This is a genomic window from Roseateles sp. GW821-FHT09H10, assembly GCF_059415865.1.
On the sequence record NZ_JBWKOB010000006.1, the window covers coordinates 292,686 to 305,861 of the forward strand.

At 68.4% G+C, this 13,176-nt stretch carries 13 protein-coding genes; 6 read left to right on the forward strand and 7 right to left on the reverse strand.

The features are described from left to right. The first annotated feature begins 62 nt into the window (after positions 1 to 62). Together AC07OY_RS25185 and AC07OY_RS25190 are read left to right on the forward strand one after the other, a co-directional pair. Positions 63 to 2,330 (forward strand): TonB-dependent receptor plug domain-containing protein, encoded by a 2,268-nt coding sequence (locus AC07OY_RS25185; protein WP_495045334.1) that lies wholly within the window; start codon positions 63 to 65, stop codon positions 2,328 to 2,330. Positions 2,331 to 2,341: 11 nt separating this feature from the next. After that, complete coding sequence (locus tag AC07OY_RS25190; protein ID WP_495045335.1) at positions 2,342 to 2,806, forward strand: low molecular weight protein-tyrosine-phosphatase; 465 nt, start codon at positions 2,342 to 2,344, stop codon at positions 2,804 to 2,806. Position 2,807: 1 nt separating this feature from the next. Here the strand turns inward: AC07OY_RS25190 and AC07OY_RS25195 are convergent, their stop codons facing one another. Next, on the reverse strand, positions 2,808 to 3,272 hold the full coding sequence (locus AC07OY_RS25195) for an ExbD/TolR family protein (protein ID WP_495045336.1): 465 nt from the start codon (positions 3,270 to 3,272) through the stop codon (positions 2,808 to 2,810). 150 nt (positions 3,273 to 3,422) lie between these two features. Here AC07OY_RS25195 and AC07OY_RS25200 point away from each other — a divergent pair, with 150 nt between their 5' ends. Further along, on the forward strand, positions 3,423 to 5,672 hold the full coding sequence (locus AC07OY_RS25200; RefSeq protein ID WP_495045337.1) for a WD40/YVTN/BNR-like repeat-containing protein: 2,250 nt from the start codon (positions 3,423 to 3,425) through the stop codon (positions 5,670 to 5,672). Here the strand turns inward: AC07OY_RS25200 and AC07OY_RS25205 are convergent. The 5 genes from AC07OY_RS25205 to AC07OY_RS25225 form a co-directional block, all read right to left on the reverse strand. Beyond that, positions 5,669 to 6,715 carry a hypothetical protein gene (locus AC07OY_RS25205; RefSeq protein ID WP_495045338.1) on the reverse strand — a complete coding sequence of 349 codons (1,047 nt, stop codon included), beginning with the start codon at positions 6,713 to 6,715 and terminating at the stop codon, positions 5,669 to 5,671. The two genes, AC07OY_RS25200 and AC07OY_RS25205, sit on opposite strands and share 4 nt — an antisense overlap. Further along, positions 6,712 to 8,034 carry a Xaa-Pro dipeptidase gene (gene pepQ, locus AC07OY_RS25210; RefSeq protein WP_495045339.1) on the reverse strand — a complete coding sequence of 441 codons (1,323 nt, stop codon included), beginning with the start codon at positions 8,032 to 8,034 and terminating at the stop codon, positions 6,712 to 6,714. Before pepQ ends, AC07OY_RS25205 begins: the two co-directional genes overlap by 4 nt. 10 nt (positions 8,035 to 8,044) lie before the next feature. Further along, complete coding sequence (locus AC07OY_RS25215; protein WP_495045340.1) at positions 8,045 to 8,278, reverse strand: DUF1161 domain-containing protein; 234 nt, start codon at positions 8,276 to 8,278, stop codon at positions 8,045 to 8,047. Positions 8,279 to 8,905: 627 nt separating this feature from the next. Further along, positions 8,906 to 9,385 (reverse strand): hypothetical protein, encoded by a 480-nt coding sequence (locus tag AC07OY_RS25220; protein WP_495045341.1) that lies wholly within the window; start codon positions 9,383 to 9,385, stop codon positions 8,906 to 8,908. 20 nt (positions 9,386 to 9,405) lie between these two features. Further along, positions 9,406 to 9,975, reverse strand: coding sequence for a 5-formyltetrahydrofolate cyclo-ligase (locus AC07OY_RS25225; protein WP_495045342.1), 570 nt, complete (start codon positions 9,973 to 9,975; stop codon positions 9,406 to 9,408). A 102-nt stretch (positions 9,976 to 10,077) separates the two neighbouring features. On the opposite strand from AC07OY_RS25225, the gene AC07OY_RS25230 reads away from it, so the two are divergent. Then, entirely contained in the window at positions 10,078 to 11,205 is a 1,128-nt protein-coding gene (locus AC07OY_RS25230; RefSeq protein WP_495045343.1) for a sterol desaturase family protein, read from the forward strand. A gap of 5 nt (positions 11,206 to 11,210) precedes the next feature. Next, positions 11,211 to 11,633, forward strand: coding sequence for a TfoX/Sxy family protein (locus AC07OY_RS25235; RefSeq protein WP_495045344.1), 423 nt, complete (start codon positions 11,211 to 11,213; stop codon positions 11,631 to 11,633). Here the strand turns inward: AC07OY_RS25235 and AC07OY_RS25240 are convergent. Next, positions 11,583 to 11,879 carry a DUF2917 domain-containing protein gene (locus AC07OY_RS25240; protein WP_495045345.1) on the reverse strand — a complete coding sequence of 99 codons (297 nt, stop codon included), beginning with the start codon at positions 11,877 to 11,879 and terminating at the stop codon, positions 11,583 to 11,585. The genes AC07OY_RS25235 and AC07OY_RS25240 overlap by 51 nt on opposite strands. A 344-nt stretch (positions 11,880 to 12,223) precedes the next feature. Between AC07OY_RS25240 and AC07OY_RS25245 the strand changes: the two genes are divergently transcribed. After that, on the forward strand, positions 12,224 to 13,174 hold the full coding sequence (locus AC07OY_RS25245; protein ID WP_495045346.1) for a LysR substrate-binding domain-containing protein: 951 nt from the start codon (positions 12,224 to 12,226) through the stop codon (positions 13,172 to 13,174). The last annotated feature ends 2 nt before the right edge of the window (positions 13,175 to 13,176 follow it).

Genomic DNA, 13,176 nt, shown 5'->3' on the forward strand with positions numbered 1-13,176 from the left:
CTCATGTAAATGAGCGCTTTACGTTCGCTGGCCCGAGCACCGCGCCGCCAGAATGCGCGGCCATGAGCCGCCTCCTCGTCACGCTGGCCCTGCTGTGTGCCAGCGCGCTGAGCGCGGCCCAGACGGCCAAGCCCACCCCTGCCCCGCCCGCGCCGGCCGCCAGCGCCGCGGGCAACAAGCTGGACCGCGTCGAGGTCACCAGCGGCCCCACGGCCAACAGCCGCCGGCGCAACAGCACGGCCAGCAAGATCGTCATCGAACGCGAGGACCTGGACCGCTATGGCGACACGGCCCTGGGCGACGTGCTGCGCCGCCTGCCCGGCGTCACCATCGGCGGCCGGCCGGGCCGCGGCGGCGACATCCGCATGCGCGGCCTCGGGAGCGGCTTCACGCAAATCCTCGTCGACGGGGAGCGCGCGCCGGCCGGCTTCGCCGTGGAAGACCTGCCGCCCGACCAGGTCGAGCGCATCGAGGTCTACCGCGCCCCCACCGCCGAAACGGGCGCCCGCGCGATTGCCGGCACCATCAACATCATCCTGCGCGAGCCGCTGCAGAAGTCCAACCACGAAGTGCGCCTCACCGCCGGCTGGGACCGCAACGAGCCGCAGGCCGACTTCAGCTGGACGCGCAACCTGAAGTGGGGCGGGCCCAACAACGACGAATTCGTCGGCGCCGTCTCCACCAACGGCGGCCTGCACCGACGCTTCAACAACATCGACACGCACAACCGCGTGACGGACAGCGAGACCGGACAGGTCATCGACGAGACCTCGCAGGTCGGCACCAGTGTGGGCAACAGCGCCAACCTGAATGGCAATGCCCGGCTGCGCTGGAAGTACAGCGACACGCTGAGCTTCAACCTCTCGCCCTTCTTCGCGCTGTCCCAGAACGAGGGCAGCAGCCAGAGCAATGCCGAGGGCACGCGCTTTCGCGACGTGCACGGCGAGTTCGACGGCCGCATGCACAACCTCCGGCTCAATCTGTCGGCCAACTACCGGCCCAAACCAGGTGAGAGCTGGGACCTGCGCCTGGGCCACGGCGGCTTCAAGAACACCAGCAACAGCCACCGCCGCGACACGCAGACCGCCGCCGGCATCACGACCGAACGCATCCAGGACGACCACAACGTCGTCGACGAGGACCAGACCAGCCTGGGCGGCAAATGGAGCCTGAAGACGGCCCAGGAGCACCAGTGGGTCAGCGGCGTCGAGGCTGAGCGCAGCCAGCGCACCCAGGTGCGCGACACCCTGGTCAACGGCGCCGTCATCCCCGGCCTCATCAAGTTCGGCAACACCCTGGGCTCGCGCAACGAGCGCTTTGCCGCCTACACCCAGGACGAGTGGAGCCCGAGCAAGCAATGGTCGGTCTATGCCGGCGTGCGCTACGAGCGCATCGAGACCCGCGCCGACGCCACCGGCGTGCTGGCTGGGACGCGCAATGTGTCCCAGGTCACCTCGCCCCTCTTCCATCTGCTGTGGAAGCCCGAGGCCTTCCCCAAGGACCAGGTGCGCCTGAGCCTGACGCGCAGCTACCGCTCGCCCAGTCTCAACGACCTGATCGCGCGGCCCAGCATCAATGCCACCTACCCCGAAGGCCCCAACTACCAGACCTACGCCGACCGCGCCGGCAACCCCGACCTCAAGCCCGAGCTGGCCACCGGCATCGACCTGAGCCTGGAGCACTGGCTGCCCACCGGCGGCATCGTGTCGGGCAGCGCCTTCGTGCGCGACATCAAGAGCCTGATCCGCAGCCAGGTCATGCTGGAGACGGTGAGCTGGGACGCCTCGCAGCGCTGGGTCAGCCGGCCGCGCAACATGGAAGGCGCGCGGACGATGGGCCTGGAACTCGAGGTCAAGGCCCGCATGGACGAGATCTGGGAAGACGCGCCGCCCGAACTGCAGCTGATGCTGCTGCGCTTCAACATCGCCGTCTTCGACAGCCGGGTCTTGGGCATCCCTGGCGCCAACAACCGCCTGGACCAGCAGCCGCGCGGCAGCATCAACTTCGGCATCGACCACCGCTGGAAGGCCCTGGGCCAGAATTTCGGCAGCGGCTTCAACGTCAACTACGTGCCCGGCACGAAGGTGCAGCAGACCGAGACCCTGCGCCGCGAGGAGAGCGACCGCCGCGTCTTCGACGCCTACCTCTCCTGGAGCAGCGGCTCGGTGCGCGACGGCATCAACTGGCGCTTGTCCATGGCCAATCTCGTACCGCGCGATTCGACGTCGTCGTCGGAAGGCGTGGACCTCGTCAACCATCGGCTGACCGAAAGCTGGTCGCGCAACCGCACTTTCCGCGTGGTCTCGCTGCGAGCGGACATGCGGTTCTAGACAATGCGGCCATGACACGCCGCATCCTCTTCTTCTGCATGGGCAATATCTGCCGCAGCCCGACGGCCGACGGCGTCATGCGCGCCAAGCTGAGGGCCGCCGGCCTGGACATCGAGGTCGACTCGGCCGGCACCCATGGCTATCACGTCGGCGCGCCGCCGGATGAGCGCAGCCAGGAGCATGCGCTCAAGCGCGGCTACGACCTGAGCCCGCTGCGGGCACGCAAGCTGGTGGCCGAGGACTTCAGCCGCTTCGACCTCGTGCTGGCCATGGATGGCGACAACCTCGCCCATGCGGAGCGGCTTTGCCCGCCGGGGCAGCGGCATCGGCTGAAGCTGCTGATGGACTATGCGCCGCAGGCTGGCAAACCGCATGTACCGGACCCGTATTACGGCGGGGAGGCGGGGTTCGAGGAAGTGCTGGATCTGGTGGAAGCGGCCTGCGACGGGCTGATCGCGACCCTGAGCAGGCGCTGAGCTATTCGCGGCAGACCAGGCAGCCCATGTTGGACATGAAGGACGCGTCCCCGATCACGCCCATCCTGACGACGCCGTTGCGCTGAGCCGCCGCCATCACGGCGACAACGGCGCGGTAGCTCGCCAGCTTGTGCGGCTTGATGTGCACATCGGCCTGGCGGGGTTTCTCCTCGGCGCCAACGGCTCGCAGCCTGGCGTCGAGTTCGGCGGGGCCCGCCAGGGTTTCGCCATCCCAGAAAAGGACGCCGTCGAAATCGACCACCACCGTGTGGACGACCGGGTCCGGTCCGATCGCGCCCGGACAGTTGCCGACAATGTCGATGGCGACGGCATGCGAGGGCGCCGGCAAGGCCATGATCCACAGCGCCGACAGCGACAGCAGCACCCCCGCGAGGGGCGCTGCGCTGGCTGTCAACAGGGACTGGGACTCTGCATGCCCCCAGTATTTCGGACTGCTGTCGCCCATGGTGGACCGCGTGCGGCCAAGGATGGCGGGAGGGTTCGATGATGCCAGGGCGGGCCGGAAACGCCGGGTTCCCACGGGTAAACCGTATTTGTTCGACAGACGAACAAACAGACGATGCCGGCAGTTGAACGAGAAGACGGTGCCGCAGACATGACCCCCTTCAAGCCCTGGCTGGGCGCACTCGCCCTGGCCGCCGCATCCGCCGCACTGGCTGCGCCGCCCGCCGATGCTCCCTACGCCTGGAAGCCCGTCGCCACCGTCGGCGGCGGCTTTGTGGATGGCATTGCCTTCCACCCCGCCGTGGCGGGCCTGGCCTATGCCCGCACCGACATGGGCGGCGCCTACCGCCGCGACACGGCCACCGGCCCCTGGCAGCCGCTGCTGGACTGGCTGCCGCTGAAGGACGTGAACCTGATGGGCGTCGAGAGCCTGGCCGTTGACCCCAACAATGCCGATGCGCTGTATCTGGCCTGCGGCACCTACACCAACCCGGCCGTGCCCAACGGCGCCGTGCTGCGCTCCAGCGACCGCGGCAAGAGCTTCCAGCGTACCGAATTGCCCTTCAAGCTCGGCGGCAACGAGGGCGGCCGCGGCAATGGCGAGCGGCTGGCGGTGGACCCGAACGATGGCCGCGTGATCTACCTGGCCAGCCGCCTCGCCGGCTTGTGGCGCAGTGGCGATGCGGCCCGGAGCTTCCAGCGCGTCGACGCCTTCCCCGATTCGGCCTGGCGCCGTGACGCCTCCGACGGCGCACCGCCCAGCTGGGGCGGCAGCGACGGCAAAGCGACGATCAATTTCATCTTCTTCGACCCCACCAGCGGCAAACGCGGCCAGGCGAGTCGCACGATCTATGCGGACGTGTCGGTCGTCGGCCGGCCCAGCCTCTGGCGCAGCCTGGACGCAGGTGTGAGCTGGCAGTCTGTGCCCGGCGCGCCGACCACCCACCGCCCGATGCGCGCCGCACTGGCGAGCGACGGCAAGCTCTACATCGCCTATGCCAGCGAGCCCGGCCCGCATCGCATGAAGGATGGCGCGGTCTGGCGCTACGACACCGCAAAGCAGGCCTGGGCCGACATCACCCCCGAGCGCCCCAGCGCCGCCGATCCCTTCGGCTACGCGGCCATCGCCGTCGATGCGGCCAACCCGCAGCGCCTGCTCGCCAGCACCGCCGGCCGCGGCAAGGGCGATGAACTGTTCCGCAGCACCGACGGCGGATCGACATGGAAGCCGCTATTCAAGGCCGCGAAGTTCGATGCCTCGGCCGCACCCTATGTGGCCGACACCCATCTGCACTGGCTCTACGACGTCAAGATAGCCCCCGCCAATCCCGACCACGCGATCTTCACGACAGGCTATGGCGGCTGGGAGACGCTGGACCTGACGCAGGCCGACAGCGCCCAGCCCACGCACTGGCGGGTCATGGCCAGCGGCATCGAGGAGACCGTCGCCCTGGCCCTGCACAGCCCGACGCAGGGCGTGCCGCTGGTGACGGCCATCGGCGACTACTCGGGCTTTGTCCACACCAATCTCGACCAGCCCGCCCCCGGCAACCCCAAGCCGCCCTTCTTCGGCAACACGCATGATGTGACGGGGGCCGAAGCCGCGCCCGAGGTCATGGTGCGCATCGGCAAGCCGCGCGACGGCCACAAGAACCTCGGCTATTCGCTGGACGGCGGCAAGACCTGGCGCGAGCCCGCCAGCGTGCCAGATGCCAAGTCCAGCGACGGCTTCATTGCCGTGTCCGCCGACGGCAAGGCCTGGGTGTGGACGCCCAAGGGAGGCATCCCCCACGTCAGCCATGACCGCGGCGACAGCTGGACGCCGGTGCAGGGCCTGCCCGCCGGCACCCGCGTCATCGCCGACCGCGTGAACCCCAGGCGCTTCCACGCGATGGCCCTGTTCAACCACCTGCTCTACGCCAGCGAAGACGGCGGCCGTACCTTCAGCTCCAGGCCCCTGGCCCTGCCCGATGGCCCCGTCCTGCGCGCCGCTGCCGGCAGCAACAACCACAGCAACCGCGGCGACGATCGCGGCGGCCAGGACCGCCTCTATGCGACGCCCGGCCGCGAGGGCGATCTCTGGCTGGCCGCCTTCCACGGCCTCTATCGTGGCAGCGACGGCCAGGCTTTCGAGCGCCTGCCCGGCGTCAGCGAGATCCACGCCTTCGGCTTCGGCCGCGCAGCACCTGGCGCCAACGACCCGGCCCTCTATGTGGTCGGCACCGTCTCGGGCCGCTACGGCATCTTCCGCTCGACGGACTCGGCAGCCAGCTGGCAGCGCATCAACGACGACGCCCACCAATGGGGCCTGATCCTGCAGGTCAGCGGCGACCCCAAGGTGTTCGGCCGCGTCTATGCCGGCACCCACGGCCGCGGCGTGCAGTACGGCGACCCGCGCTAGCGCTTCTGGGTCGGCAGCTCGAAGCGGCGCAGCGAGGTCTTCAGCAAACGGTCGTTGGCGTCGAAGAGGCTGACCAGTTCCAGCCGCACGGGAGGCGTCGCGGTCTTGAGCTCGCGCTGATGGCGCTGCAGCCGCCGGCCCGATTCGAAACGCGTGTCGTCGCTGGCCCGGCCGACCTGCTGCGCGACCTCGGCCGGCGTCATGTCGGGCCTGAGGGACAGGGCTCCCCGGACCCACTCGTCCTGGATCGCCTGCACCGCTGCGTCGACCGGCGCCGGCGGATCGTCCATGGCCTCGAAGACGACGCGCGTGTCGTCCGGCCAGCTGTCGTCGCCCATGGGCACCCGGAACATGCGCTCGCGCAGCGAATAGCCCCAGTCGTAGTCCGGCCCACCCTCATCGCGCAGGCCATGCAGCAGCCGGGCGCTCAGCGTCAGCCGCCGCTCGCCGTTCACCAGCGTCACCGCGAAGACGGGCCGGTCAGCGAAGTTGCTGGGGCTCCAGTCGCGGTCCGCGCAGTCGGCGGTGTCCAGGGCCAGAAAGCCGAACAGCAGCGTGCCGCGCGCCACGCCGCTGCCGAAACCGACGCGGCATTGCAGGCGCAGATCGCCGAGGCGACGCTCCCCCTCGGCCAGGCCCGGCGTGCGGATGTCGGGCCGCCAGGTCACGCGGCCGTCGGCCAGGCGGCTGCGCACCTCGGTGCGCTCGGGCAGCTGATGCCAGGCGGGGTCGATGACGAAACGGGCCTCGGCATCCAGCGTCACCGGCCGGCGGCCGCCGGGCGTCATCAGGCCCAGCTCCAGGCTGGGCGCGGCGTCGGCCTGGGTGCGTGCGTAGACCTTGAACTTCAGCTCGGCGCCAGGTGCCAGGGCCTGATGCTTCGCGAACAAGTCCTCGGCCTTGAAGAGCTGGCCCAGCGTCTTCTTCTCGCGTGCGGTGGCGGCCTGGCCCTGCAGTTCGACGCGGCCCAGCTGGGCGTCGCGTTGCGGCGCACTGGCAGGCAGCGCGAGCGCGCCCGCCAGCAGGACCGCAGCCAGGTTCATGACACGGCCGCGAAGGCGTCCCGCGTCAGGTTCTCGGGCGCCTCGCCCGCGCCGCGGCAGGCCACGTCGTCTTCGATGCGGATGCCGCCATAGCGCGACAGCCGATCCACGCAGGTCCAGTCGACGTTGCCCGCGTGAGGGGAGGCGCGCAGCTGGCGCAGCAGCGTCGGGATGAAGTACAGGCCGGGCTCGATGGTGACCACCATGCCGGCCTGCAGCGGCCGCGTCAGGCGCAGATAGCGGTGACCTTCGGGCTTGTCGGCCACGCCGCCCGTCTCGCTGGCCATGAAGCCGCCGACGTCATGCACCTGCAGGCCCAGCAGATGGCCGACACCGTGCGGGAAGAAGGGCTTGGTGACGCCCTCCTCCACCATGGCCTCGACGCTGAGGCCGTTGACGATGCCGGCGCGGCTCAGCACGCCGGCAATGCGGCGGTGGGTGCTCAAGTGGATGTCGCGGTAGTCGACGCCTTCGCGCACCTCGTCGACGAGGCCGAGCTGCTCGACCTCCATCGCCGCCACCAGTGCCGCAAACTCGTCGTGGCCGGGCGCTACCCAGGTGCGCGTGATGTCGCTGGCATAGCCGTTGACCTGGGCGCCGGCGTCGATGAGGAAGCTGCGCATCTCGGCCGGCGCGCTCTCGTCCTGGTACTGGTAGTGCAGCACCGCGGCGTGCTCGTTGAGGCCGACGATGTTGGTGTAGGGCAGGTCGCGGTCGTTGTGGCCGGTGGCGAGCAGATAGGCGCGATGGATGCCAGCCTCGCTCTCGCCGCGCAGGAAGGCCGCGCGGGCGGCGTTGTGGCCCGGCACGGCGCGGCGCTGGGCGGCGCGCATCTGCTCCAGCTCATAGGGGCTCTTGGCGCCGCGCGCCCAGTGCAGCAGGTTGAGCAGGGCCTCGGGGTTGTTGGGCGTGAGGCCGGGCAGGGCCGCATCGGCCTCGGCGACGATGGCCGTGCGCGGCGTGACGAGGTCGGCCAGGGCCTTGGAAGCTTCCTCGGGTTCACGGATGACGACCAGTTCGACCGCATCCACCCATTCGCCGCTGGGTGCGCTCGGCGGCACATGCCAGTAGTCGTCGGGCTGGTAATAGACGACGCGCGGCTTCTTGCCCGGCCGCACGGCCAGCCAGGAGTGCGGGTGATTCGTCAGCGGCAGCCAGTGCTTGAAGTGCGGGTTGCCCTGGAAGAGATAGGGCCGGTCGTCGAGGAAGGCGTATTTCTCGATGCCGGAGGCGATCAGCAGCGTGTCGAAGCCGGTGCGCTCCAGCGCACTTTCGGCATGCTGCTGCAGCGCGGCGAGGTGGTCGGTGTAGAGGCTCATGCGGCCACCCTTACTTGCGGACGTAGGTCAGCTTCTTGGTGCCGCCATCGCAGCTGCCGATGACCTTGGCGTCGCCGACCTTGTCGCTGTCGACGGCCGCGATCTCATAGCCCTTGACGCCCTTCTCGTCGAGCTTGGCGGCGATCTCGGCCTTGAGTTCATCGCAGGGCTTGGCGGCGGCATGGGCGGTCTGGGCCAGCAGCAGGGTGGTGGCAGCGAGGATCAGCAGGGTGGGCTTGGTCATGGCGTTATTTGCTTGCTTGTGGCAACGGGGAGATTGGATTGTGGGACAGACGGCTTGATTTTTTGCTTTTGCGAAGAGCCTTCCCACTCGGTGCAGTGCCGCGGGAATCCGCCCCGCGAGGGCGGGTAACTTTTCTCTGACGCGCCAGAGAAAAGTCACCAAAAGAGGAGCGCTAACGCAATCCGCACTCGAGCGGGACGAGGCGCTCGCGTTGCTCGAACTGGACCGTGCCCCGAAGCGAACCGCTGCGCTCTCGCACACGACTTGTGCCGAGCATCATCCATCGCTTCATTGCACCGCTTGACGCCGGCTGCACGCCGGGCTCATCAGCGAGGAAACCCAATGCAGCGTCGCCCGAGCGACGCGGCTGTTCGGTATTCCTTGATGAGCCCGGCGTGCAGCCGCGCGTCGAATGGGCAGCGGGTGCGATAGGGCGCTGCCTACACAAGTCGTGTGCGAGAGCGCAGCGGTTCGCTTCTTGTCGACACGACAGCGGTTGTTTTCGCGCGCCGTTCATGGCGGCATGGTGCTGGAGTGCGGTTCAGGGCCTCTTCTTTGGTGACTTTCTTCTGGCCCCGCAGAAGAAAGTTACCCGGCCGCCGGGACGGACTCCCGGCAATGCAGCGATCAGCAGCTCTCGCCGCAAAAGCGGCCTTCCATCAGCCCTGGCACGGCGTCCAGCCCTCGGAAAGCGACGACCCGCCGCCAACCCTGCGCATGAAGCGATGCCCATACGGCCGACCCGGCAACATCGGTGCCACCCTTGACGACGCTCGTGCCTTCAGGCCCAAGCGAGATCACATCCTCGGCGAAGGCATGGACGACGAACTCCGGCCGACTGCAGTTCTGTCCCAACTCCGGAAACGCATGCAGGTGGTGGAATAGCGAGCGGCCCGGCCCCAGCGTCGCTCCCCTCGCGAACCAGTCATCGCTTGCTGCGACCACCTGCCAGTCGCCAAAGGAAAGGTCCTCGACCGCACCCGTGCTGAGGGTCCGCGCGCCGATCAGCAGTTGCTCCTTCAGCTCACGCAGATTCGACGCTCCCTGGCCGAAGAAGAGCGCTGGACGCGTGCGAGCCCATACGCAGGCATCGTCGTGCAGAACCAAGACAGGGCCGCCCGCGGGGTTCACCCCTCCCGATCCCACACCACCCCCTCCTCCGTCAGCATCGCATCCAGCGGCACATCCAGCGCGCTCGGCTTCAACAAGGGCAGGAAGCCATGCGCATACCCGATACCCACCGCCGCCGGACGCGGCTGCATCTCGGCCAGGGTCTTGTCCATGAAGCCGCCGCCATAGCCCAGCCTCAACCCGCAGGGGCCAAAGCCCAGGCAAGGCACCAGCATCAACTGGGGGCGGAACTCCTCGGTGCCCTTGGGCTTGGGGATGTGGAAGGCGTCCTCCTCCATCGGGCAGCCGGGATACCAGACGTGAAAGCGCAGCGTGCGGTGTTCCTTGTCGACCACCGGCAGGCCAATGCGCCTTTCCGGATGGTCCTCCGCCCAGCGGTAGAGGGCTGGCAGCGGGTCGAACTCGCCCTTGATGGGCCAGTAGGCGCCGATGGTCGCCTCCTTGCGCCGCAGCAGCCAGACGCGCAGCACTTCCTGCAGGTCGGCGGCCAGGCCGAGGCGGTTGGGCAGGGCCAGGCGTTGTTCGATCAGCTTGTGCCGGATGGCGGCGCGGTCGTTGGCGTCCAAGGGTGAAGATTCCTGCCATGCCTGGGAATCTGGCCATTGTGGGCCAAGGGCCTGCATCACTAAAGTCGCGCCACGCAACTGTGATGCAGGGGAAAACAAGAAATGCTGGACAAGCTCAACCAACTCAGTGAATCGAGCGGGGCGCTCAAGCCGGGCCGCGGCATGGTCAGCGGCGTCATCGCGCTGGGCCTGGCCATCCTGTGCTTCCTCGGCGCGCTGGCCTTCCATTTCCCTGAGTACCTGACGACGCCGCAGCTGCGCAAGTCCTATGACGTCGAGGTCATGCGCCGCCTGCTGTACTGGAGCCTGGTGCTGTCGGGCGGCCTGGCGCTGTTCAACATCGTCTTCAGCCGCCAGCGCTGGCTGGCCCTGAGCACCTTCATCCTGCTGGGCATCACGCTCGCGCTGGGCGCCCACAAGGTCGAGGTGGACCCCAACTTCGCCGACAACACGCCCTATATCGGCCTGGACTGGTTCATCCTCGACCTGCTGGGCTCGACGCTGATCTTCGTCTTCATCGAGAAGCTGTTCGCGCTGCGGCGCGACCAGCCGGTGTTCCGCCCCGAGTGGCAGACCGACTTCCAGCATTTCATCGTCAACCACCTGGCGGTGGGCTTCGTGCTGCTGGCCACCAATCTGCTGGTGCACAAATTCTTCGGCTGGGCGGCCAAGGACGGCATCCAGGGCTGGGTGCAGGGCCTGCCCTTCCCGGTCGCCCTCTTCCTCATCATCCTGGTGGCCGACCTGGTGCAGTACTGGACGCACCGGGCCTATCACGAGGTGCCCATGCTGTGGCGGCTGCATGCCGTGCACCACAGCGTGAAGAGCATGGACTGGCTGGCCGGCTCGCGCCAGCACATCCTGGAGCTCATCATCACCCGCACCCTGGTGCTGGCGCCCATCTTCGTGCTGGGCTTCAGCAAGGAGGTCATCGACGCCTACATCGTCGTCGTCGGCTTCCAGGCCGTGTTCAACCACGCCAATGTCAGCGTGCGACTCGGGCCGCTGCGCTACATCATCGTGACGCCCAACTTCCACCACTGGCACCACTCGCAGGACAAGGAAGCGCTGGACAAGAACTACGCGGCCCATTTCGCCTTCCTGGACCATCTCTTCGGCACGGCGGTGCAGTCGGAACGCAAGTGGCCGGAGCGCTATGGGGTGCTGGGGGACTATGTGCCGGACGGCTTCTTCAAGCAGTTGCACTTTCCGTTCACCTGGAAAGGCTGAAGCCCTTGGACGCCTTCACCGAGCTCTGCGTGGAGCTGCTGTCGCCGCTGGGACCCGTGCGCGCCCGGGCGATGTTCGGCGGCCAAGGCCTCTACATCGACGACCTGTTCGCCGCGCTGATCGCAGGCGGTGAGCTCTATCTGAAGGTCGACGACACGACGCAGGCCCGCTTTGAGGCCGCCGGCTGCCAGCCTTTCACCTTCGAGATGAAGAATGGCCAGCAGACGTCGATGCGCTATTACCGGCCGCCCGAAGAGGCGATGGAATCGCCGCCGCTGATGCTGCCCTGGGCCCGGATGGCTTTCGAGGCGGCCTTGCGCGCGGCGAATGCCAAGGTCAAGAAGGCGGCGGTCAAGCGACCGGCCGCCCAAAAGACCTCAGCGAGTAAAAAACCGACGGCCAAGAAGACCGCGGCTGGCCGCAGCTGAAGTGGGCGGCACCAGCAGCTCGAAATCGGCAGCCGGCCAGCCTTCCAGCACGGCCGTCTGGCCCGGGGCCAGGGCCACGGCCTCGCCGGCTTCCAGCCACTGGTCTTCGGCCGGCTCGTCGGCCGTGCCGGACAGGGTCAGCCAGACGCGACCGTGGGCCACCGCCAGGCGGCGTGCCTCGGCTGCACCGGCCAGGGTCAGGGCCCGGCCACCGTCCAGATGCCATGTAGATTGCGCGTCGCTCATGATGAGACTCCTGGGTTGATGTCAGGGATTCTGCTTAGATTGCCCACGACGGTCCAATGACTCCGCGGCGCGGATTGATACCATTCACGCATGAATCAAAGGGGACTGCCGGCACGCCACAAGCCGGCGCGTTGCCACCCGAAAGTCCGCGGAAGGCCTTGATGCCAAGATGGGTTGCTACCCTGCAGACCGGCCGCGCGCGCGGACTTTCGAGTGACAACCCTTCGGGAGAAGGTCTGCGCGGGCGCATGGCGTTGTTGCAGGCCATGGCCGGGCAACCAGCCCGACCATGACCTGCTGTCTAGCCCTGCGCCCGCGCAGACCCTCTCGCACCGCCTTCTGCCATGCCGACAGCCCCCATCCGCCAAAGACCCCTCTCAGTCGGCCCTCTGCGCGCTTTCGAAGCCGTGGCCCGGCTGCTGAGCTTCCGCGCCGCGGCCGATGAGCTGAGCCTGACGCAGTCGGCCATCAGCCGCCAGATCCAGTCCCTGGAGGAGGAGATCGGCTGCACGCTGTTCCTGCGCGGCACGCGCAAGGTGGAGCTGTCCAGCGACGGCGCCCAGCTGCTGCCCACGGCTGTGGCGGTGCTGTCCAAGCTGGACCAGACCGTGCGCCAGATCCGCCGCTCGCGCGGCCGGCGCGTCGTCAACGTCAGCACCTTCGCCTCCTTCGCCTCGCTGTGGCTGATCCCGCGCATGGAGGCCTTCCAGCGCGAACACGAGGACATCGACATCCGCGTCTCGGCCTATGACCGCAAGGTCGACCTGGAGGACGGCGAGACCGACCTGGCCCTGCGCTACGACGACCGCCCCTCGGTGCCGCCGGATGCCGTGCAGCTGTTCGAGGAGATGCTGTCGCCCTGCGTCAGCCCCTGGTATCTGCAGAAACCGCCCGCGCCGCTGAAGAAGCCTGCCGACCTGGCCGGCCATGCGCTGGCCGAAGAGGACGACGCCCGCCCCAGCGCCGAGTTCCTGAGCTGGCGACGCTGGCTGACCGAGCAGGGCGAGCCGGAGCTGCAGCCGCGCCGCTGGCTGTACCTGAACTTCACCTACCAGCAGGTGCAGGCCGCGCTGACCGGCCAGGGCGTGGCTCTGGCCCGCCTGCCCCTGGTGCACGAGGCCGTACAGCGCGGTGAACTGGTGGAGCCCTTCGGCAAGGCCGGCCGCCTGGGCTGCCCTTTCAGCTACTGGATGATCCTGGGCACCACGGCCGCGCGCCGGCCCGAGGTGCAGCAGTTCGCCGACTGGGTGCGCGAGCAGGCCGCGCTCACCCGAGACGCGCTGGTAGGCGTCTAGCC